Annotated in this window: 19 protein-coding genes and 2 tRNA genes; 8 read left to right on the top strand and 13 right to left on the bottom strand. The window is 67.5% G+C overall.

Going from position 1 to position 21,746, the window contains the following annotated elements; all coding sequences use genetic code 11:
• The first annotated feature begins 163 nt into the window (after window positions 1–163).
• From D0C15_RS01580 to D0C15_RS01570, 3 genes are all read left to right on the top strand, one after another.
• Window positions 164–1,645, top strand: a complete 1,482-nt coding sequence (locus D0C15_RS01580; protein ID WP_116040625.1) for a S8 family peptidase — start codon at window positions 164–166, stop codon at window positions 1,643–1,645.
• A gap of 220 nt (window positions 1,646–1,865) precedes the next feature.
• Entirely contained in the window at window positions 1,866–2,369 is a 504-nt protein-coding gene (locus D0C15_RS01575; protein ID WP_116040624.1) for a DUF3145 domain-containing protein, read from the top strand.
• A 72-nt stretch (window positions 2,370–2,441) separates the two neighbouring features.
• On the top strand, window positions 2,442–3,038 hold the full coding sequence (locus D0C15_RS01570) for a hypothetical protein (protein WP_211323058.1): 597 nt from the start codon (window positions 2,442–2,444) through the stop codon (window positions 3,036–3,038).
• A 146-nt stretch (window positions 3,039–3,184) separates the two neighbouring features.
• Here the strand turns inward: D0C15_RS01570 and D0C15_RS01565 are convergent, their stop codons facing one another.
• The 5 genes from D0C15_RS01565 to D0C15_RS01545 form a co-directional block, all read right to left on the bottom strand.
• Window positions 3,185–4,432 carry a beta-ketoacyl-[acyl-carrier-protein] synthase family protein gene (locus D0C15_RS01565; RefSeq protein ID WP_116040623.1) on the bottom strand — a complete coding sequence of 416 codons (1,248 nt, stop codon included), beginning with the start codon at window positions 4,430–4,432 and terminating at the stop codon, window positions 3,185–3,187.
• Window positions 4,433–4,475: 43 nt separating this feature from the next.
• The gene (locus tag D0C15_RS01560) at window positions 4,476–4,721 is read right to left on the bottom strand and encodes an acyl carrier protein (protein ID WP_116040622.1); all 246 of its coding nucleotides are present in this window, start codon (window positions 4,719–4,721) and stop codon (window positions 4,476–4,478) included.
• A 70-nt stretch (window positions 4,722–4,791) separates the two neighbouring features.
• The gene (locus D0C15_RS01555) at window positions 4,792–5,769 is read right to left on the bottom strand and encodes a beta-ketoacyl-ACP synthase III (RefSeq protein WP_116040621.1); all 978 of its coding nucleotides are present in this window, start codon (window positions 5,767–5,769) and stop codon (window positions 4,792–4,794) included.
• On the bottom strand, window positions 5,766–6,719 hold the full coding sequence (locus tag D0C15_RS01550) for an ACP S-malonyltransferase (protein WP_116040620.1): 954 nt from the start codon (window positions 6,717–6,719) through the stop codon (window positions 5,766–5,768). The genes D0C15_RS01555 and D0C15_RS01550 overlap by 4 nt, the downstream gene beginning before the upstream one ends.
• A 139-nt stretch (window positions 6,720–6,858) precedes the next feature.
• Window positions 6,859–8,073, bottom strand: a complete 1,215-nt coding sequence (locus tag D0C15_RS01545; RefSeq protein WP_116040619.1) for a PucR family transcriptional regulator — start codon at window positions 8,071–8,073, stop codon at window positions 6,859–6,861.
• A gap of 268 nt (window positions 8,074–8,341) precedes the next feature.
• On the opposite strand from D0C15_RS01545, the gene D0C15_RS01540 reads away from it, so the two are divergent.
• Window positions 8,342–9,097 carry a mechanosensitive ion channel family protein gene (locus D0C15_RS01540; RefSeq protein WP_116040618.1) on the top strand — a complete coding sequence of 252 codons (756 nt, stop codon included), beginning with the start codon at window positions 8,342–8,344 and terminating at the stop codon, window positions 9,095–9,097.
• A gap of 108 nt (window positions 9,098–9,205) precedes the next feature.
• On the opposite strand, the gene D0C15_RS01535 is transcribed toward D0C15_RS01540, so the two are convergent.
• Window positions 9,206–10,417 carry an alpha-hydroxy acid oxidase gene (locus D0C15_RS01535; RefSeq protein ID WP_116040617.1) on the bottom strand — a complete coding sequence of 404 codons (1,212 nt, stop codon included), beginning with the start codon at window positions 10,415–10,417 and terminating at the stop codon, window positions 9,206–9,208.
• 119 nt (window positions 10,418–10,536) lie between these two features.
• The gene (aceE, locus tag D0C15_RS01530; RefSeq protein WP_116040616.1) at window positions 10,537–13,326 is read right to left on the bottom strand and encodes a pyruvate dehydrogenase (acetyl-transferring), homodimeric type; all 2,790 of its coding nucleotides are present in this window, start codon (window positions 13,324–13,326) and stop codon (window positions 10,537–10,539) included.
• Between the two features lie 464 nt (window positions 13,327–13,790).
• On the opposite strand from aceE, the gene D0C15_RS01525 reads away from it, so the two are divergent.
• From D0C15_RS01525 to D0C15_RS01515, 3 genes are all read left to right on the top strand, one after another.
• Complete coding sequence (locus D0C15_RS01525; RefSeq protein WP_116040615.1) at window positions 13,791–14,207, top strand: DUF3052 domain-containing protein; 417 nt, start codon at window positions 13,791–13,793, stop codon at window positions 14,205–14,207.
• A gap of 98 nt (window positions 14,208–14,305) precedes the next feature.
• Window positions 14,306–14,767: a peroxiredoxin gene (locus tag D0C15_RS01520; protein ID WP_116040614.1), complete on the top strand. Its 462-nt coding sequence runs from the start codon at window positions 14,306–14,308 to the stop codon at window positions 14,765–14,767.
• Window positions 14,768–14,809: 42 nt separating this feature from the next.
• Window positions 14,810–14,881 (top strand) — tRNA-Val (locus D0C15_RS01515).
• Between the two features lie 175 nt (window positions 14,882–15,056).
• Here the strand turns inward: D0C15_RS01515 and D0C15_RS01510 are convergent.
• From D0C15_RS01510 to selD, 6 genes are all read right to left on the bottom strand, one after another.
• On the bottom strand, window positions 15,057–15,776 hold the full coding sequence (locus tag D0C15_RS01510) for a hypothetical protein (protein WP_116040613.1): 720 nt from the start codon (window positions 15,774–15,776) through the stop codon (window positions 15,057–15,059).
• On the bottom strand, window positions 15,764–16,360 hold the full coding sequence (locus D0C15_RS01505; protein ID WP_211323056.1) for a TetR family transcriptional regulator: 597 nt from the start codon (window positions 16,358–16,360) through the stop codon (window positions 15,764–15,766). The genes D0C15_RS01510 and D0C15_RS01505 overlap by 13 nt, the downstream gene beginning before the upstream one ends.
• A 255-nt stretch (window positions 16,361–16,615) precedes the next feature.
• Entirely contained in the window at window positions 16,616–17,215 is a 600-nt protein-coding gene (locus tag D0C15_RS01500; protein ID WP_116040612.1) for a TetR/AcrR family transcriptional regulator, read from the bottom strand.
• Between the two features lie 30 nt (window positions 17,216–17,245).
• Window positions 17,246–18,370: a DUF7802 domain-containing protein gene (locus D0C15_RS01495; protein ID WP_116040611.1), complete on the bottom strand. Its 1,125-nt coding sequence runs from the start codon at window positions 18,368–18,370 to the stop codon at window positions 17,246–17,248.
• Complete coding sequence (locus D0C15_RS01490) at window positions 18,367–19,866, bottom strand: FAD-dependent monooxygenase family protein (RefSeq protein WP_116040610.1); 1,500 nt, start codon at window positions 19,864–19,866, stop codon at window positions 18,367–18,369. The genes D0C15_RS01495 and D0C15_RS01490 overlap by 4 nt, the downstream gene beginning before the upstream one ends.
• Before the next feature lie 704 nt (window positions 19,867–20,570).
• Window positions 20,571–21,563, bottom strand: coding sequence for a selenide, water dikinase SelD (gene selD / locus D0C15_RS01485; protein WP_116040609.1), 993 nt, complete (start codon window positions 21,561–21,563; stop codon window positions 20,571–20,573).
• 73 nt (window positions 21,564–21,636) lie between these two features.
• Here selD and D0C15_RS01480 point away from each other — a divergent pair.
• Window positions 21,637–21,731, top strand: a tRNA-Sec gene (locus D0C15_RS01480).
• The last annotated feature ends 15 nt before the right edge of the window (window positions 21,732–21,746 follow it).

Raw genomic sequence — 21,746 nt, 5'->3', positions numbered from 1 at the left:
TCTTTTTCGCACTTCAGAGAGGTGCTCACCTACTCAGGTATCACCCGAATGAGGGGTAGCAGAAGTTCGATGAGCGGAACGTAGTTGTTGACAGTGATTGCTATCACCTAGTTGAGTGGCTACTCGTCAGTACACGGGGGCTGTCAGAAACAGGAGACGCAAGATGCGCACACGATCCGCGCGGCTGCGGCGATCATTCGCGATCGCCGCCGCCGTCGTAGTTCTCCCGGTTACGGGCGCCGTGCCCGCAACGGCCGACACCCAGGAATCGCTCACTCCAGTTTCGGACACGCTCGGCGCGCTGCTGTCGTCCGCGGCGGGCTCGGCCAGTGTGACCACGCTCGTGCACGGCACCGATCTCGCCGCCGCGGAGCGAGCGGTGAGCGAAGCGGGGATGCAGCGGATCACCAGCTTCCGCAAGATCGGCGTCGTAGCCGCCAAGGGCACCGCCGACCAGGTGCGTCAGGTGCGCGCGGCCGACGGTGTGACCTATCTGGAGAACAACGACCCGATCACCATGTTCGGGACCTCGGGCACCGAGGCGACCCGCAGCGCCGAGGCCCGCAGCACGCTGACCGGCGCGAACGGTGCCCCGCTCGACGGCAGTGGTGTTTCCGTTGCGGTCATCGACACCGGCGTCGATCCCACCCACCCAGCGTTCCGTGGCGCCGACGGTTCCAGCCGGGTCGTACGCAATCTCAAGAGCCTCTGCCAGCAGGGCACCGACACCGGCTGCATCGTGTCGGTACCGAACTCGGTCGACACCGACACACTTTCCCTCGGTGGTCACGGCACACACGTCACCGGGATCGCCGCGGGCAACACCCTGTCTCTGAGCGACGGCAGCAAGGTCGGCGGCTCGGCCCCCGGTTCGAAGATCGTCTCCATCTCCACCGGTGCCGCACTGGTGGTGCTCGGCAGTGACGCCGCGCTCAACTGGGTCCTGGAGAACCACGCCGCCCCCTGTGGTGCGGGTGTTCCCGCCACCACCTGCCCGCCGATCAAGGCGGTGAACAACTCCTATGGGCCCAGTGGCGGAGGTGAGTTCGACCCGAACTCGGCCACGGTCAAGCTGCAGCGAGCACTGGCTGACGAGGGCGTGGTGACCGTCTGGGCCAACGGCAACGACGGTGGCGACGGCTCGCAGAACCTGTCCAACCCGCCCGGGCAGGACCCGACTCCCGGCGTGTTGTCCGTGGCGTCCTATTTCGACCAGGGCACCGGAACCCGGGACGGCTCCGTTTCGGACTTCTCCTCCCGCGGTTCGGCCACGGAGCAGCAGAGCTGGCCGGACATTTCGGCTCCTGGCGAGGAGATCCTCTCCTCTTGCCGCGTCTACCTGCCGATCTGCTCGACCGGTCTGCAGCCGAAGAACGGGCCCGGGCTGCTCGACCTGGGGACGTACAACGTGATCAGCGGCACCTCGATGGCCGCACCGCAGATCACCGGCATCGTGGCGCAACTGTTCCAGGCCAAGCCGAACGCGACTCCCGCGGAGATCGAGGACGCGCTCAAGTCAACGGCCTACAAGTTCAGTGACGGCGCGGCCTACGAACCGGCCGGCCCGTACACGTCCAGCTTTGACAAGGGCACCGGCCTCGTCGACGTCGTCGCCGCGGCCAACTCGCTCGGCGCCACTTCCTGACCGGCAACGGTGTGTGATCCGGCGGCGACCCGCTGCGGCGAAATGCCGCTGCCGGGTCGCCGCCGGCGTTATGCGGACCGAACAGGAGTGAGACTTCTGGGGTTCGTGTGGCCAAAAGGCATGATTGCGGTGCACAATGTGCGTGGAGTCGCTACGAGTGCATCCGATGCTCGCGAGGTCGTAGGGGAAGACGCCCCTCGTCGAGTAGCGGAGGTCAGCAGTGAGCACCCGTGGCAACACCCGTGGCGTGGTGTACGTCCACTCGTCGCCGTCTGCGGTATGTCCGCACGTCGAGTGGGCTATTTCGGGCACCCTAGGTACCCGTGCAGATCTACAATGGACGGCGCAACCCGCCGCCCCCGGTCAGTTGCGCGCAGAGTGCAGCTGGCGCGCGCCCGCAGGTACCGGTGGCAAGCTCGCCGGCGCGCTGAAGGCATGGCCGATGGTGCGGTTCGAAGTCGCCGAGGAACCGAGTCCCGGAGTGGACGGTGAGCGATTCTGCTATGCGCCGGGTCTCGGACTGTGGCACGGCCGGACCAGCGCCAACGGAGACATCGTCGTCGGCGAGGATCAGTTGCGGTCGTTGGTGGCCAGGAGCAGGGCGGGTGAGGCGCTCGCGCACAAGCTCGACGAGTTGCTCGGCGCCAATTGGGACGAGGCGCTGGAGCCGTTCCGGCACGCCGGTGACGGCGCACCGGTGACCTGGCTGCATCAGGTGGGCTGAGCGAATCGGCACCCATCCGTCCATGGAGCCTGGGCACCGCGCACGACGGAGGCGGTTGTTTAGGGTTGGCGGGTGAGCAGCACTCCGACGACCGTGCCGGGCCGCCCGCGATGGCTGGTGCCGGTGCTGATCGTCGTCGTGTCGCTGACGGTGGGCGCCGGGCTGCTGGCGCGCGAGCTGTACCGGTTGCCCGCGGACGTGACCGTACCGCCGGTGACCGTGCCGAGTACCACCTCGCTGGCCCCCGCCGAGCAGCCGGGATCGCCGACCGTCGAGCTTACTCCCGGTGCGGCGGCGCATCCGGCACATGAGCCGGTGCGTCAGTTGCTGCAGACCTACTTCGACGCCATCAACGGGCGCAGTTACGAGCGGTGGAAGACGACGGTGACCGCCGACCGGATCCAGGCGCAGCCTCGGCGTGAATGGCTCGTCGACTACCGCTCCACCAGGGATGGCAGCATCATCGTCCGGCGGATCGAGACCAGGCCCGACCAGCGGCTACAGGTGCTGGTCGGGTTCACAAGCACTCAGGATCCCGAGGACGCGCCGCTGGCCCTGCCGGTCGGGTGTATCCGCTGGAACCTGACCCTGCCCCTGCAACGGGAGAACGGTCAGCTCAGGATCGCGGCGGTACCCGCGGGCACGATCCCGCACCGCGAGGCCTGCTGACCCCCTCGCACTTTCCCGGGAAAGCGCGATGGTTGCACGCGCGCGGTATCGCACTTTCCCGGGAAAGCGCGACATCGCCGAGGTCCCGTCCCAGCTCACGGGCTTGCTCCCGCGCACTTTCCCGGGAAAGTGCGAGGGAGGGGTGCTCAGGCGGTGGTGAACAGCAGGGCCGTGTTGTGCCCGCCGAATCCGAACGAGTTGCTGATGGCCGCGCTCAGTTCGACCTTGCGCGGACTGCCTGCCACGACGTCGAGGTCGACCTTCGGGTCGAGGTTCTCGAGGTTCAGCGTCGCCGGGACGATGCCGTGGTACAGCGCCAGAATGGTGGCGATTCCCTCGACCGCACCCGCACCGCCGACCAGGTGGCCGAGGGCACCCTTCGGGGCGGTGACCACCGGATGCCTGCCGATCGCCGAACGGATCGCGGCGGCCTCACCTACGTCACCGACGACGGTCGAGGTGGCGTGGGCGTTGACGTGGCCCACGTCGGTGGCCTCGAGCCCGGCCATCCGGATGGCGTTGCGCATCGCCGAGATCTGGCCGATGCCCTCCGGGTGGTTGCCGGTGATGTGGTGGGCGTCGGAGGTGATGCCGTACCCGCCGAGCTTCGCGTACACCCGCGCTCCGCGCTGCGCCGCGAGGTCGGCGCGCTCCAGGATCACCACGCCCGCACCCTCACCGAGGACGAAGCCGTCCCGGTCGGTGTCGAACGGCCGTGAGGCGAGTTCGGGAGCGTCGTTGCGGGTGGAGACCGTGCGGGCCTGGGCGAATCCGGCGATGGTGATCGGGTGGATGCAGGACTCGGCCCCGCCCGCGATCACCACGTCCGCGCGACCGGACTGGATCATCTGGACACCGTTCGCGATCCCCTCCGCACCGGAGGCACACGCCGAAGCCGGCGAGTGCACTCCGGCACGGGCCCTGAGGTCGATCCCGACGTGCGCGGCAGGGCCGTTCGGCATCAGCATCGGGACGGTCAGCGGAGACACCTTGCGGATGCCGTGCTCCTCCAGCAGATCGTCCTGAGCCAGCAGGGTCAGCGGGCCACCGATGCCGGTACCGATCGAGACGCCGAGCCGCTCCGGGTCGACGTCGGTGTGCTCCTCCGTCGGCTCGGTGTAGCCCGCGTCCGCCCATGCCTGTCGCGCGGCGATGAGCGCGACCTGCTCGCAGCGGTCCAGGCGGCGCGCCTGCACGCGCGGGATCTTCTCCGCTGGGTCCTCGGCGAGGGTGGCACCGATCCGTACCGGCAGGTCGAATCGCTCGACCCAGTCGGCCTCGATCGGGCGGATACCACTTCGGCCGTCGAGCAGTCCGTCCCAGGTGGACGCGACGTCTCCGCCGAGCGGCGTGGTGGCGCCGAGCCCGGTGATCACGACGTCGATGTTGCTCATTGCATTCTCCCCGAGGGTTTGCCAGCGGTGTTTGCTACTTCGGTTACTTCGAGTTGTTGGAGACGTAGTCGACCGCGTCGCCGACCGTCTTCAGGTTCGCGAGCTCGTCGTCCGGAATCTTCACCCCGAACTTGTCCTCCGCCTGCACGGCGATCTCGACCATCGACAGCGAGTCGATGTCGAGGTCGTCCACGAAGGACTTCTCGGTCGTCACGTCGTCCTGTGCGACTCCGGCGACCTCCTCCACGATCTCGGCGAGGCCGGAGAGGATCTCTTGCTTGTCAGCCACTGGGGTGTTCCTTCCTGATTACTGGTCCTGCTCGGTCCGGTGGGCACGGTGCCCGCCGGGGTAAGTGGTATCACGGGCAGATGATGACCTGGCCCGCGTAGGACAGTCCGGCGCCGGAGCCGACCGCGAGCACGACGTCGCCCCGCTTCGCCCTGCCCTCGGCGCGCATGTGATCCAGCGCCAGCGGGATCGAGGCCGAGGAGGTATTGCCGGAGTACTTGATGTCGTCGGCGACCACCATGTCCTCCCGCGCTCCCTTGGCCCGCAGCCGTTTGGCGATCGCCTCGACGATGCGCAGGTTCGCCTGGTGCGGTACGAGCACGTCGACGTCGGCGGGCTCGAGTCCGGCCAGCTCCAGTGCACGCAGGGCGATCGGCGCTATCTGCGTCGTCGCCCAGCGGAACACCGCCTGCCCCTCCTGGTAAATGTACTTGTGTTCGCGCATGTAGATCGTGTCCACCAGATCACCGGCGCTGCCCCAGGCCACCGGCCCGATGCCTGGCTCTTCGGCAGGACCGACCACGGCGGCGCCCGCACCGTCGGCGAAGATGATCGCGTTGGACCTGTCCACCGGGTCGACGACATCGGTGAGTTTCTCCGCGCCGATGACCAGCACCCGGCCCGAGGATCCGGAACGGATCAGGTCGGATGCCACCGCGAGGCCGTAGCAGAATCCGGCGCATGCGGCGTTCAGGTCGAACGCGCCTGCCGCCGTGATGCCGAGCCGGTCGGCGACCTGCGCCGCGGCGTTCGGGATGGGCGAGGGCATCGTGCAGTTCGGCACGATCACGGTGTCCACGTCGCCCGGTTCGAGACCCGCGTCAGCCAGCGCCCGCACGCCCGCGGTGACCGCCATGTCCGGCAGCGACTCGTCCTTGTCGGCGAATCGGCGTTCGATGATGCCGACCCTGTCCCGGATCCACTGGTCGGTGGTCTCCATGATCTTGGAAAGGTCGTCGTTCGTGACGATCCGCTCGGGTTGCGCGCTACCGAGACCGAGCACGCGAGTGGCCGCGGGACCCTGCTTGAGGCGAAGTGCAGGGCTCATCGCGCGTTCTCCTGATCGTTGTCGGTCAGCTCTGCCGCCGCGCCGAGGTTCTCGGGTGTCTTCACCGCCACGGTCGCGGTGACCGTGCCCTTGAGCTCACGTTTGACCAGGCCGGTGAGCGTGCCCGCGGGCGGTAGCTCCACGGTGGCGGTGACGCCCATCGAGGCGAGGCCCCGCATGGTGAGATCCCAGCGGACCGGGCGGGTCACCTGCGCGACCAGGCGCTCCAGGTACTCCGCGCCGGTGTCCACCACCGTACCGTCGGAATTGGACAGCAGCGGCCGGGTCGGGTCGCCGGGGGAGATGTCCGCCACATGTGCCCGCAGCGCCTCCTCGGCGGGGGCCATGTAACTGGTGTGGAAGGCGCCCGCGACCTTGAGGGCGCGAACCTTGGTGCCCTCCATCGGTTCGGCGACGATGCGTTCGATCGCAGCGGCGGAACCCGAGGCGACGATCTGACCCGCACCGTTCTGGTTCGCCGCGATCAGCCCGTGGCTCTCCAGCCAGGCGACGACCTCCTGCGGGTCGCCGAGCATTACAGCGGCCATGCTGGTCGGTTCGGCCGCGCAGGCCTTCGCCATCTCCGCGCCACGGACCGCGGCGAGCGCGACGGCCTCGGCCGGTGAAAGCACGCCGGCGACGGCGGCGGCCGCGAGCTCACCCACGGAGTGCCCTGCGACGGGGGCGTCGGCCGGGAGGTCGACCTGTGTGCTCAGCTGATCGAACGCGAGCAACGACAGCGCGACGATCAGGGGCTGCGCGACGGCCGTGTCCTGGATTTCCTCCGCACCCGCCTCGGTGCCGAGGTGGACGAGATCGAGTCCGCTGCGCTGCGACCACTCGTCGAGACGAGCCCGTGCGCCGTCGACCTCGAGCCAGGGCGCGAACATGCCGGGGGCCTGGGACCCCTGTCCGGGGGAGAGGAGGGCAATCACCCCTCTAGGGAACACGGTGAAGCGGGGTTCCCGTGATGCCGCCGGTCACCAAGTCCGCCGTGTGGAATTGGAGGGATCCTACAAAAGTTACGTCGAGATGAACGGTCGTAACGACGCCAGGTTGTCGGGTTCGGGTAGTTTTCGGTGACCCAGCTCACCACAGGCCCCGGCCGCGCGCGAGCCTGCCGACCGTGAGCGCGATCCGCAGCACCAGCGCGTCTCGTGGTTCGGCGGCGTGCCTGCCGGTCAGTTCCGCGGCCTTACGCAGCCGGTATCTGACGGTGTTGGGGTGGACGAACAGGATGCGGGCGCAGGTCTCCAGCACGCCACCGCTCTCCAGGTAGGTCTCGACGGTCTGCAGCAGCGCGGGGCCTGCCTCTTCCAACGGGCGCGCGATCTCTTCGATGAGCAGCCGTTCGGCTTCGGCGTCGCCGGAGAGTGCGCGCTCGGGTAGCAGTTCCACCGACCGGACGGGCCGGGGCGCGGACGGCCAGCCGACCACCGCACGCAGACCGGACAGTGCCTCCACCGCGCTCTGGTGGGCATCGGCGAGACTGGTCGCTGTCGGCCCGGCGACCACAGGACCCTCGCCGAAGGCGACCGACAAGGACGCCAGCATCTCGCGGTCCTTCGCCGTTCCCTCGGTGGGGCCGGCCACCACGACGACCAGCCGGGAACCCTGTACCCCCAGCAGTACCGGCCTGCCGACACGGGCGGCGCGGCTGCGTACCTCGAACACGACGGTCGGCGGATCTTCCGAGGGCGGGTTGCCGACGAGCACGGTCGCCTTGGCCGCCGGGTCCCAGCCGAGCGCAGCGGCCCGGGAGAGCACCGATTCCTCGGCGTCACCGCGAACAACGCCGTCCACCACGAGGGCCTCGAGTCGCGCGTCCCAGGCTCCGCGGGCCTCGGCCGCCGCCGCGTAGGAGTTCGCAGCGGCGAAGGCGATCTCCCGGCCGTAGCGGAGGATGCCCTCGATCAGGGCTGCCCGTTCCGTCTCGTTCGCCGCGAACTCCGGCAGTTGCTCCTCGAAGACCTCGATCGCCAGCCGGACCAGTCCGACCGTCTGCCGCAGGCTGATCCACCGGGACAGTTCCTGTGGTGCCCCCCGGAACGCCTCGGTGGTGAGGTTGAGTGCTTCTTTCGAATCCCGGAGCCAGCCGACGAATCCGGCGGCACCCGTTTGAGTGATCAGCAGGACTCCCGCACGTTGATCGGCGGGCATCCGGTTGAACCAGGGAAGCCGCTCCTCCATCGCGGCCACGCTCGCCGAGGCGAGCCTGCCCGATGCGCGTTCGAGATCGCGGAGTGTCTTCGCCGAGAGGCCGTGTTGTTTGGGGGCCTGACCGCGGGAGTTGGTCTGTGTCATGACGTGGTCGATCGTACGTCGCTCGGCCGGGAACGAGGGTGCCGCCGCTCGTCACGGGGAAAAACCCGAGGCCGCCCGGCGCGCTGCGGTTCTCGCTGCGCCGGACGGCCTCGTCTCCCCGGTCCCCACCGGTACTTCCACTATGGACCGAGTGGATCTTCCGCGCCAGCGGGCTCACTCGTTCGTGGGGTGCTCGAGTTGCTGGAGTGGCGCAAGTGCACAACGATCCCGGCACTGAAGAACTCACAGCTCGACCTAGGAGGAGATAGTGGGCGAGCAGCTCAAGGACGGGCTGGGCCAGGCCTGGAGTCTGGTTGCGACATTCGTACCGAAACTCATCGGCTTCCTGATCATCCTGCTCATCGGCTGGCTCATCGCGAAGGCGGTGTCCAAGGCGCTGACCATGGTGCTCGGCAAGCTCGGGTTCCGCACTCTGATCGACAAGACGGGCCTGAAGGGGATGCTCCGGGAGTCGAACCTCGACGCCGTGAACATCATCGGCAAGCTGGCCTATTACTTCATTCTGCTGATCGCCCTGCAACTCGCCTTCGGCGTGTTCGGGCCGAGCAATCCGGTGAGCCAACTGCTCAACCAGGTAATCGCGTTCCTGCCGCGGATCGTGGTCGGCATCGTGCTGCTCATCGTGGCGGCGGCGATCGCCAAGGTCGTCCGCGACATGGTCACCAGCGCACTCGGTGCACGGCCCGCAGGCGGCCTGCTCGGCACGATCGCCTACTGGCTGATCATGGCGCTGGGCATCATCGCGGCACTGAATCAGGTGAACATCGCGACCACGGTGACCACGCCGGTGCTGATCACCGTGCTGGCCACTATCGGCGGTGTCATCGTCGTCGGCTTCGGCGGCGGTCTGGTGAAGCCGGCCCAGCAGCGCTGGGAAGGCTGGCTGAACAACCTGCAGGGTCAGCTCGGCAAGGGTGCCGACCAGACCGGCAGGACCTCGGTGGGCACCGGTACCGGAAGTGCGGCCACCTCGTCGGAGTCCACCCCAAGGGGAGAGGTCTGATCGCCTAGCGGCTCCGGACCCCGGGTCGTTGGATGTCCCCAATGTGGCATTGGGGACATCCAACGACCCCAATGCCACATTGGGGAACTTCCAGTCGGGGGACGCTCGTCAGCGAAGGGTCGCGTGGGTCGGGCTTAGTTCGGCGATCGAGCGCACTCCGAGCAGTTGCATCGTCCGGACGATCTCGGCACGCAGGATGTCCACCGTGCGCTGTACTCCGCGCTCGCCGCCGGCCATCAGTCCGTACAGGTACGCGCGGCCGATGAGACAGGTCTGTGCGCCCCTGGCGAGGGCGGCCACGATGTCCCCGCCGGAGAGGATGCCGGTGTCCAGCCAGACCTCGGCGTCGTCGCCGACCGCGTCCAGCGTCGGTGGCAGCAGTTCCAGCGGCGTCGGCGCCCTGTCCAGCTGACGGCCTCCGTGATTGGACAGTACGACGGCCTCGGCGCCGTGTTTGACGATCTCGGCGGCGTCGTCGGGGTTCTGGATGCCCTTGACGACGAGCTTGCCCGGCCAGCTCGCCCGCACCCAGTCGAGTGCTTCGTAGTCCAGCGTCGGGTCGAACATCTTGTTGATCAGGTCGGCCACTGTGCCACCCCACGAGCTCAGTGAGGCGAAGGTCAGCGGCTCGGTGGTGAGCAGGTTGATCCACCAGGCAGGGTGCATGGCGCCGTCGAGGAAGGTGCGCAGGGTCAGCGCGGGCGGGATGGTCAGTCCGTTGCGGACATCGCGCATCCGTGCACCGCCGACCGGGGTGTCGACGGTGAGCATGAGCGTGTCGTAGCCCGACTCCCAGGCTCGCTGCATCAGGTCCTTGCCCGCGGAGCGATCGCGCCACACGTAGAGCTGGAACCACTTGCGGGCCCGCGGGGCGGCCGCGGCCACGTCCTCGATCGACGTCGTGCCCATTGTGGACAACGCGTATGGAATGCCCTCGCGCTGGGCGACCGTGGCGACCGCGCGTTCTCCCTCGTGGTTCATCATCCGGGTGAAACCGGTGGGGGCGAAGGCGAACGGCAGGGCGGAGCGGACCCCGAGGATGTCCGTACCGGTGTCCACCTCGGCGACACCGCGCAGCACGTTTGGCCGGAACTCGATGTTGCGGAACGCCTGCCGGGCGCGGCGCAGGCTGTCCTCGAGTTCGGCCGCGCCGTCGGTGTAGTCGAAGACCGCCCGTGGGCTCCGTTTACGGGCGATCGTGCGTAGGTCGGCGATCGTGTGCGCCTTCGCGAGCCTGCGCTCGGTCGGGTTGAGCACGATCGGCCGGGGCCGCAGGATCTCTGCCAACTCGGCAGGGCGGGGCACACGGCGCTGGGTCATGCCTTCATCTCCACGTCGGTTGTTCCCCAATGTGGCATTCGGGTACTTGAGCGTCCCCAATGTGGCATTGGGGACATCCAACGTCCCCAATGCCACATTGGGGAACTTCGAGACCGCGGTCAGGCGACGCCGGAATCCGAGGTCTGGGGACCAGCGGCGGAGACGTCGTCGATGCGGTACTTGCGAGCTGCCTCGGCCGCCTTCGACTGCTCGATCTCGCCTCGACGGGCCAACGCGGTCAGCACGCCGACCGTGATCGACTCGGCGTCGACCAGGAAGTGCCTGCGCGCCGCGGGACGGGTGTCGGAGAACCCGAACCCGTCTGTGCCCAGCGTCAGCATGTCGGTGGGCACCCACGGCCGGATGAGGTCCGGTACCGCGCGCATCCAGTCCGACACGGCGACGATCGGGCCCTGTACGTCCTGCAGCGCCGAGGTCACGTACGGCACGCGCGGGGTGTCGCCTGGGTAGAGCAGGTTGTCCCGGTCGACATCCACCGCCTCCCTGCGCAGCTCGGTCCACGACGTGGCCGACCACACCGAAGCCCGTACGCCCCACTCCTCGGCCAGCATCCGCTGTGCCTTCAGCGCATCGGGCATCGTGACGCCGGAGACCATGATCTGGGCCTCGGGTCCGTCGCCCTCCGGAGCGTCCGCGTAGCGGTACAGACCGCGCAGCAGGCCGTCGACGTCCAGGTTCTCCGGCTCCGCCGGGTGCTGGTACGGGTCGTTGTAGATGGTGATGTAGTAGAAGATGTTCTCGCCGTTGCCGTCCGGACCGGTCTCGCCGTACATCCGGCGGAGTCCGTCACGCACGATGTGCGCGATTTCGAACGACCACGCGGGGTCATAGGTCACGGCCGCGGGGTTGGTCGCCGAGAGCAGGATCGAGTGTCCGTCCGCGTGCTGCAGCCCCTCACCGGTCAGTGTGGTGCGGCCCGCGGTGGCGCCGAGCACGAATCCCCTGGTCATCTGGTCGGCCGCGGCGTAGAGCGAGTCACCCGTGCGCTGGAAGCCGAACATCGAGTAGAAGATGTAGATCGGGATCATCGGCTCGCCGTGGGTGGCGTAGGACGTGCCCACCGCGGTGAACGACGCCGTGGACCCGGCCTCGTTGATGCCCTCGTGCAGCAACTGGCCTTGCTCGGACTCCTTGTAGGCCAGCATCAGCTGCGCGTCGACCGATGTGTAGCTCTGCCCGTGCGGGTTGTAGATCTTGGCCGTCGGGAACATCGAGTCGAGGCCGAAGGTCCTGGCCTCGTCCGGGATGATCGGCACGATCCGCTTGCCGATCTCGGCGTCCTTGGCCAGTTCCCGGATCAGCCGGACGAACGCCATCGTGGTGGCGACCTCCTGCTTGCCGGAGCCCTTGCGGATCGAGTCGTACGTCGAGTCGCCGGGCAGTACCAGCGGCTTCGACTTGGCGCGGCGCTCGGGCAGGAAGCCACCGAGCGTGCGCCTGCGGCTGAGCAGGTACTCGATCTCCGGTGAGTCCTCGCCGGGGTGGTAGTACGGCGGCAGCTTCGGGTCGCGTTCGAGTTCCTCGTCGCTGATCGGGATGCGCTGGGCGTCGCGGAGGAGCTTGAGGTCGTCGAGGGTCAGCTTCTTCATCTGGTGCGTGGCGTTACGACCCTCGAAGGAGGAACCGAGCCCGTAGCCCTTGATGGTGTGCGCCAGGATCACCGTCGGCTGGCCGTTGTGCTCTAGCGCCGCCTTGTAGGCCGCGTAGACCTTGCGGTAGTCGTGCCCGCCGCGCTTGAGGTTCCAGATGTCGGCGTCGGAGAGATCCTTGACCAGTTCCTTGGTCCGCGGGTCGCGGCCGAAGAAGTGCTCGCGGACGAACGCGCCGTCGTTCGCCTTGTACGTCTGGAAGTCACCGTCCGGTGTGGTGTTCATCACGTTCACTAGTGCACCGTCGCGGTCGGCATGCAGGAGCGCGTCCCACTCCCGGCCCCAGATGACCTTGATCACGTTCCAGCCCGCGCCGCGGAAGTACGACTCCAGCTCCTGAATGATCTTGCCGTTGCCGCGCACCGGCCCGTCCAGGCGCTGCAGGTTGCAGTTGATCACGAACGTGAGGTTGTCCAGGCCCTCGCCCGCGGCCACGTGGATCAGGCCGCGCGACTCCGGCTCGTCCATCTCGCCGTCGCCGAGGAACGCCCAGACGTGCTGGTCACTGGTGTCCTTGATGCCGCGGTCGTGCATGTAGCGGTTGAACCGCGCCTGGTAGATGGCGTTCATCGGGCCGATGCCCATCGACACCGTCGGGTACTCCCAGAAGTCCGGCATCAGCCTGGGGTGGGGGTAGGACGGCAACCCGCCGCCCGGGCCCGCGTGCGAGTACTCCTGGCGGAAGCCGTCCAACTGATCGGCGGTGAGCCTGCCCTCGAGGTAGGCACGGGCGTAGATACCGGGGGAGGCGTGTCCCTGGATGAAGATCTGGTCGCCACCGCCCGAGTGGTCCTTGCCGCGGAAGAAGTGGTTGAAACCGACTTCGTACAGCGCGGCGGACGAGGCGTAGGTCGAGATGTGCCCGCCGACGCCCACACCGGGCCGCTGCGCGCGGTGCACCATGACCGCCGCGTTCCACCTGATGTACGCGCGGTAGCGCCGTTCGATCTCCTCGTCGCCGGGGAACCAGGGCTCGTTCTCCGTGGGGATCGTGTTGACATAGTCCGTCGTCGACAGCGGCGGGACGCCGATCCTGCTCTCCCTGGCCCGCTCCAGCAGCCGCAGCATCAGATAACGCGCGCGCTGCTGGCCGCCGCGGGCCAGCGCGGCGTCGAAGGAGTCCAGCCACTCGGCTGTCTCCTCCGGGTCGATGTCGGGCAGGTGCGCCGCCAGTCCGTCACGAATGACGCGGACGCGAGCCGGGGCCTGCTGGCCGTCGGCGTTGTTCTGCGGGGCCAAGGGATCTCCTCGCCGGTTGTAGCCGTGTTGCTAGCTGTTGCCTTGTGGTCGTGACACAGTCGCCGTTTCGACGGCGGCGAAATGTCGTTCGCCTGCCATCGTCGTCGCAAACGCGGCTCCCGTCACCGCTACTGAGCGGTAACGTTCGCCTACCCCGCTGCGGCGCGTTTCGGCTGCTCCCGCCCCGTTCGGGGCACACCCTCCACCCTAGGCCAGACCGCTGTCGGCGGAACGGGCGAGCCGGTGCTGGGGCCGCCGGACAGCCGCCACTGCGGCCGGATCTGATACCGCCGAGTGACGTCCGGCGTGGCGCGGCGTGAGACACGACTTGTCGACGATCCGGTGTGGCCGGTTGCGTCGTCGGCCTCACCAGTGTTCGCTTACCCCATCTTTGTACAAACGTGCGGCGGCCAGACCGTCTGGAGTGACACGTCGCACTCGGCTGCAGTTGGAGGAGTGAAGTCGTGGTCGCCGCGGGAGACGCTGAACACAACGGCGTCGCCGAGAGGCTTGGGATCAAGCCGGACATGGTGGTCCAGGAGATCGGCTGGGATGAGGACGTCGACGACGACGTCCGCGCAGCGATCGAGGAACAGATCGGTGCGGAACTCCTCGACGAGGATGCCGACGAGGTCATCGACGTCGTGCTGCTGTGGTGGCGCGAGGACGACGGTGACCTCGGTGACGCGCTGGTCGACGCCCGTGGACCACTCGACGACAACGGCGTGATCTGGGTGTTCACACCCAAGACCGGGCAGCCGGGGCACGTCGAACCGAGTGATATCGCCGAAGCGGTCCCCACAGTGGGCCTTTCGCTGACCTCCAACGTGAGCATCAGCCCGAGTTGGGCAGGTGTGCGTCTGGTGCCGAGGTCCAAGTAGTCGATCAGCAAGTGGGCCATCAACGGGTGAACCCTGCGAGATAGGGTGATCTGGCACGGTAGGACGCAGCAGCGCTCACCAGGGAGAGGATTCGCGGTATGGCGGTCGAGATCGGTTCGCAGGCTCCGGACTTCACGCTCAAGGACTTCAACAAGCAGGACGTGACACTGTCGTCCTTCCAGGGCGACAAGCCGGTGCTACTGGTCTTCTACCCCTTCGCGTTCAGTGGGATCTGCCAGGGCGAGTTGTGCCAGCTGCGCGACGAGTTCGCTGACTACAGCGACAAGGGCGTGCAGGTGCTCGGCGTTTCCGTCGACACCCCGTTCTCGCTGAAGGCTTGGGCCGAGCAGCAGGGGTACCAGTTCCCGCTGCTGTCGGACTTCTGGCCGCACGGCGAGGTCGCGCAGGCCTACGGCGTGTTCAACGAGAAGGCGGGACTTGCCAACCGGGGCACCTTCCTGATCGACAAGGAAGGCGTGGTCCGGTTCGCCGAGATCAACCAGCCCGGCGAGGCCCGCGACCAGCAGGCATGGAAGAAGGCGGTCGCCGATCTGGGATGATCGGTACCAGGTGACGTCCGGCCATTCCGGACGTCACAGCCAGGGCGCATAGCTCAGCGGAAGAGCACCTCGCTTACAACGAGGGGGTCGCAGGTTCGAACCCTGCTGCGCCCACCCATCCATATCAGTGCGAACCTTTCGCACCGAAGTCCTGTCGGCCTTTGCTTCGGGTGCCCGGGGATTTCGGCATCTGCCGAAATGACGTATGGGGTTTTGGCTTCGTCGCGGCGGGTGCGTAGTTCGGTGAGGTGCTTGCGCGGCTTTGGACGCGTGGTGGTGGGGTTCGTGCTCATCGGAGGAATCCGTAGGCGTCGGTGTTGATCAGGATGATGCTGGCGACCATGCCCCATGCCGGTGCGAGGATCCACAGGCTGTTCGTTCCGCCGATGAAGATCGCGAGGTCGCGTTTGGTGTGCCCGACGTGTTCCTTGTTGAAGAAGTAGGCGACGTAGTAGAGGACCGTGCCGTAGAACATCATCCAGAAGACGATCAGGCCCATGATCCCCAACGTGCGTGCCGGCATGATGTCGAAGGTGAGACCGTAAATGAACAGCAGCGACGGGATCAGCGTCACGTACCCGTTGCCGGAGTCGATCCAGAACCCGAACGACTTGCGGTTGGCATAGGCGGGATCGAACAGCGAGTACGACGACCAGACCTGCGCCCAGGTACTTGGCCGCGCGATCTCACGGAGTCGGATGGGCGCGGTGAAGAAGTCGCGCACCCGGTCGAGTTCGCGTCCGCGGTAGTCCGCGACGAACTGCTTGTGCTGCCGCTCGACCAGTGAGATGCGCAGATTCAGCGAGATCTCCCACAGTGCGATCATCACGTTGATCCAGGTGAACGTGACCAGAATGATCTGCCCGATGTTGAGGCCGTATCGCGCGATATGCAGGGCGATCGGTATCGCGGCGCCGGCCACGACGAACGCGGCAACCACCATCCAGACACGAAGAACACCGGCGCTGCGAACAGGATGTGCCGCTGTGGACTCGGTTACTTCCAGCATTGGGTCCGGGCTCCTTCGAGAGCTTGTTCGGTGAGCTGATGCAAGGTCGGGCCACGGGGATCGTCGCGTTCGAGCCAGCGCAGGAAGGCGAACTCGGCGGCAGCGAGCACTGTGTGGACGAGCAGGCCGGGCCGGAGGTCCTCGTCGGGTCCCGCGCCCATCCGGTCGCCGAGGAGTTTGGTCAGCTGCGCGCGCTCGAACGGGCCGATCAGTGCGACTCGGTCGAGTACATGCGGTGCTGCCCGAATCGCGGCGCGCCAGTTGCCCAGTGCCTCCTCATCGGCGATGAACGCTCGGCTCCACTGCAGGCTGGCCTGGCACAGCGCTTCTTCGGGCGACTCACTGCGCGGCCGTGCCTGCAGGTTGTCGACGAGGGCCGTGCCGGCCCGGCGAAGAGTGCCCAACAGCAGATCCTCTTTGCTGGTCACATACCGGAAGTAGGTGCTGTGCCCGATACCTGCGGCCGCCGCGATTTCCTCGGTGGTCACCGCATCGAAACCGCGCTCGGCGAACAGTCGCAACGCTGCCCGTTGAATGTCCTGACGGATCAGTGCCTTCTGCCGGTCCCGCAATGATTCAGCCACGCGCGTCACCCAGATCCGCTTCGATCGCCGCCTTGCCAACTCCGCCGGTAGCCCATCGGGCAACGCGCAACATGAACCCTCCCGAAGACAGAGCCTCTTAATGTGAGAGAGACTCTCTTAAGAGGGTAGGGTATCGCAACGGCGCGGATCCGGAAACGGATAGCGGAGGGCAACCTCGCCTGTGGATAACCTCGGCAGCGCGGAACCGGGCCCAGGAAAGCTGTTCGCTGACTCGGCTCTTTGCCGTCGAGTTGGCTAGCCGCCGAGGGCTGGTCCGATCCAGCGCCGGACGAGAGTCCGCAGTTCGTCTTCGCTGAGTGCTGGCGTCGAGGGGTACTGCAGAAAGGACATGAAGAGTCGCATCAGGACCTCGGCGAGTCCCTGGAGGTCCTCGTCGGTGGTGACGCCGACGGCGGACCAGTCGACCGGCACGTTGCGCAGAATCCGCGCGCCATAGGAGAAGGACAAGGAAGAGATGACTCCGTCGGTGAAGAAGTCGGCCTCGCCCGCCTGCAAGAGCAGGCCCAGATAGGGCTCGTCGGGAATCGTCCGGACGGCGAACACCACCGATTCCGCGGCAGCTTCCGCGGGGCTGCCAGACGAAGCCAGGTGGCGTTCCATCCGCTCGGCGAACTCCTCGACACCGGCCAGGGCAACGGCACGGAGAATGTCTTTCAGGCCCGGGAAGTAACGGTAGACGGTCTGCCGGGTCACACCGGCCTCGGCGGCGACGTCGGAAAGGTTGGTTTTGGCGAGCCCCACGCGGTCGAGGCACGTTGTTGCCGCCGCGACGATCCGACAGCGTGCCTCGTCCTCGGTGCCGGGCGGGTTGCCCTGCCATCCGTGATGCCCCATGCGCTCCATCCTCCCCCGAGCCCGGATAGCTCACACCGGGGCAGGTGCCCAACGGCGCGCGAGATCCTTCCGGTACAGCGCGGTCAGCAACAGGCCAGCCCCGAGGAAGCAGGCGAACGCGTAAGGCCCGCTTCCGACCGGGGTGCCGTCAGCGGTGATGCCGTCGTCCGCGGCGAAGTACGCGGGCAGGGCACTGATCCAGAACACAGCCATTCCACTCAGGTAGGCGGCGGGGTAGAACCGGGCGAAGGTGGACAGGGGCTCGTCCGTCCCAGGGTCTGGAGACCTCAGGTGCGAGACGACGATCCAGGCGCCGGCCAGCCAGATCAGGGCCAGTTCGACGCCGAGAACCCAGGCCTGTGCGGTTGTGTTGGGATTGTCCCCGCCGAAGAAGCTCGACGGGATGCCGGCGACCGCCATGGTCGGCGGTGTGAGGACACCGGCCACCGCGGTGCGCAGCACCAGTGACCACCCGCGCCGTGGGCCACCGTCGGGCGCCGGGCCACCGGTCAGACGCACGACCAGATAGGTCATGGCCGCCATCGAGACGGAGGCGAACAGCAGCATGCTGTTCAGCGGCACTGCCGCCATGGCGGGGTGGTTGACGATGTGGTTGTCCATGTTCCAGGACCACCACTTCAGCTGTGGGCCAAGGTGATCGAAAACCTCGTAGAACACGTGGCAGACGAACGCGACGGCCACCGACCCGGCCATCGGGCCACGGCGCCGGAAGATTCCGAGCGACCGCACGAGTTCGTAGGCGAGCTGACTGATCACCGGGTAGAACGCGATGATGTAGAGCGGCAGCCGGTCCCCCATGAACTGCACGGTGAACTGGTTGTGGGCAAAGATGAAACCGTACAGCTCGTCCAGGCCGAACCACTCCGGGAAGTACAGCGGTGGTTCGGTCACGAAGAGGTAGACAAGCGAGGCGCACCACAGTGCCAGGTTGACCGGATCGCCCGCGCGGTGCCGGCGGACGGCGTGCACCAGGGCGAAAACGGCGCCGCCGATGATGAGCAGCTCGAGCAGCGGCATCGTCCAGTGTGCGAGCTCCCAGGGGGAGCGGATCGAGACCACCGGGGCGACGTCGTGGCAGTCGAAACCGAGGTCGCGGGTGAGTTCCTCCGCGTCCGGGCCGCACACGGCGCTCATCGTGCGACGGTCGATGTCATGGCACTGCCGGTGCCCTCCGGTGAGTAGTCGGTGGCAGGTGGTTCGGCTTGCGGATCGAACCCGAAGGGGATCCGGTGCCGGCCCAACGCAGCGCGGATGCGGTAACGCACGAGTCCCGCGATCACCCGCGGGTTCCGCAGCATGTCCCCCAGCGACTCGTCGAGATTGAACACCTTGGCGAAGTGCTCATCGACAACATCGTCCTCACGGGCGGCACCGACGATGAGACTGAACGCCGGGACAGACACGGCCGCCAGGATGCGACGTCGCCACTCGGGCACCTTCTCCGTACCCACCGCACATTCGTAGCTCTGGTCCCTGGCCATCACCAGGCGCCACGGCACGCTGAGCAGTTTGCGCTGTGCTTTGAGGAACCGCGAGAAGAACCCCGCGTCGAGCCGCTCGGCGCGGGAGAGGTGCTCGCGCAGCAACAGTGCCGAACCCGACGCGGAGCTGATGCCCTGTGCGTAGAACGGGTTGAACGCGCAGATCGAGTCGCCGATGAACACCAGACCCCGCGCAGGCGTGCGCAGACGGTCGTAGCGTCGCCACTTGTTGCCGGTCGACCGGGTCAGGTGCACCTCCGAGGTGGGAGCGCACTGGTCCATCGCGGCCGCGAACAACGGTGTCCGCACCCGGCGGGCCGATCCGACGAACGCGTCGGTGGTGCGCGGCATCTCGAGTCCCCATGAGCCCATGCAGGCGATCACCCGGTTGCCCTCGATGGGGAAGAAGTTGACCAGGAATTCGTGCTCGGCGGGGTGCTCACCCTTGTCCGGGGTTGGCATGATCACCAGGTGCTGCCACCACCAGGACCCAGGCCGCTGCGCGGGTGAGGGCAGGTCATACCAGCGCGAGGTGTAGGTGACCTTGGCGTCGAGCGTCCGCACCTCGGGCTCGGGCCAGCCCGCCGCCGCCAGCCACTTGCCGACCGAGGAGCCGCGGCCCATCGCGTCCACCACGAAGTCGGCGTCGACGTGCTCGTCGCCGGTGGACGTGGCGAAGTCGACCCCGGTGACCGCCCCGTCGCGGGTGCCGCCACCCCGCACGGTCAGGCCGCTCACCGCGGCACCTTCGCGGATGACGACGTTGGCCAGACCTCGCACCTGGTCGCGCAACACCCGCTCGATGAGGATCCGCGAACCGTAGATCATCGTCATCGAGCTGCGCTTGCGTGCCGACCAGCCCTCCCCGTCGAGGTATGCGGCGTCCATGGACGGCATCAGATGCAGCCCGCCCGCGGCGATGAGGTCGTCCTCGAAACCGGGGAACAGCTCCCCGATCGCTCGACGCCCCGAATTCAGCAGGAAGTGCGGGTGTTTGCTCTGCGGCACGCCACGCCGGTGCTCGGCCTCTGCCGGAAGCTCATCGCGGTCCAGCACCAGTACCTGGTCGAAGTGCGGGGCGAGCGCCCCCGCGGTGCACAGACCGGCGGCACTGCCGCCAAGGACGACGGCGGTCTTGCCAAGCCGCATGCGGATCAACTCCACTCATTCATACAAAGTGACAGCTAACGTATGAATGTTCGGTGGGCGTGTCAAGGGACCGGATGCACGGGACGGCTCAGCGGCCGGTCTGGCCGCCGTTGGTCTCGATGTCACCCGGCGATCGCCGGAACCGGAGGTGCTGGGAACTCGCGCGCTCTCGCCGTTTTGCTGGCAAACAGAAGCAGCCCGGTGTGCGGATTCCGCTCACGGAACCGAGCTGTGCGGCGTGCGGCAGTGGAATGGGGCATGAAGTGCAGGCACGCGGCGGAAAGGAAATCAGAGTGGCCATTGGTCGACGTCTAACCACGCACCAAAGGGTCCGCAGTTAGCGACCTCTGCTCCTCGCCTCTTCTCCCAGACGAGCAACGCCGCGTCCGCATCCGGCCGGTGTCGTCGTTCTCCGCCGGTTCGCTCAGGACAGTAAATGCCTCGTCGCTGGCAATGCCTCGGCTTGCTCAACCGGGCGCCCCGCAACACCTGCTGTGCCGCCCTCCGCTGCCGTCCTTTGAGGTCAGCCGGCCGTGCCAACAGCCCCTGCAGGTCGCTCTGCACGGCAACCACTTCCCCGGGACACCAGAACTGCAAAGTCGGGCCCCGGAACTGCCAACTCGGGCCCGGGAACTGCCAACTCGGGCCCGGGAACTGCTAAGTCGGGCCCGGGAACTGCTAAGTCGGGCCCGGGAACTGCTAAGTCAGTGGACTTGGATGGTGTGGGGGGTTTGCGGGATGAGTTCGCCGATGACCGGGGCGCCGGGGATTTCGCCCGCTACCAGTAGGCCGCCGGAGGTTTGGGCGTCGGCCAGCAGGAGGGCCTCCTCCTCGGAGATCGCCGTCAGGTCGACGTGCGGGCGGACCCAGTCGAGGTTTCGGCGGGTGCCGCCGCTGACGTGACCTTCGCGCAGCGCCTCGCGGGCGCCGTCGAGGTAGGGCACCGCGGCGGAGTTCAGCACCGCCGTGACGCCGCTGGCCCTCGCCAGCTTGTGCAGGTGGCCGAGCAGACCGAACCCGGTGATGTCTGTGGCGCACCGAACCCCGGCGGCCAGCGCGGCCGTCGCGGCGGCCGCGTTGAGCGAAGCCATGGTCTCGATCGCCTGCTCATGCCGTTCACCGGTCGCCTTGTGCCTGGTGTTGAGCACGCCGATGCCCAGCGGCTTCGTCAGCGACAGCGGCACGCCCGGCCTGCCCGCGTCGTTGCGCAGCAGCCGCTCCGGATCGGCGGTGCCGGTCACCGCCAGTCCGTACTTTGGTTCGGGGTCATCGACGCTGTGCCCGCCCGCGAGGTGACAGCCCGCTTCGGCGCATACATCCGAACCGCCGCGCAGCACCTCGCCGGCCAGTTCGAACGGCAGCACGTCGCGCGGCCAGCCGAGCAGGTTCACCGCGACTACCGGCCGCCCGCCCATCGCGTAGACGTCGGACAACGCGTTCGCCGCCGCGATCCGGCCCCAGTCGTACGGATCGTCCACCACCGGGGTGAAGAAGTCTGTCGTGGCGATCACCGCGATGCCGTCGGCGATGCGCACCGCAGCCGCGTCGTCACCGTGCTCGAGGCCGACCAGCAACTCGCCCGCAGCCGTGCCCTGCACGGGCCGGGACAGGCCGCTGACCACATCTTCCAGTTCGCCGGGCGGAATCTTGCACGCACAACCACCGCCGTGCGCGTACTGCGTCAGTCGGTAACCCATGTCCCCATGCTGCCCTATCGGTCGCGCATCCCGCTCTTCCTTGCGAGGATGGCAGGGCTGTGTCCGTTTTCAGGGAGGCGTATCCGGTCTGGTGGCCGGCGCGGTCTTCAACACCGTTGAACGGCAGGCACTGCCGTTGGCGGGTTCGATTCCCGTCCGCCTCCGCCAACCGCCCCACGGGAG

The sequence above is a fragment of the Amycolatopsis palatopharyngis genome, from assembly GCF_003385185.1.
Taxonomy (GTDB): domain Bacteria; phylum Actinomycetota; class Actinomycetes; order Mycobacteriales; family Pseudonocardiaceae; genus Amycolatopsis; species Amycolatopsis palatopharyngis.
Note: the sequence above shows the minus strand (reverse complement) of the source record. Positions and strands in the feature narration are given on the sequence as shown.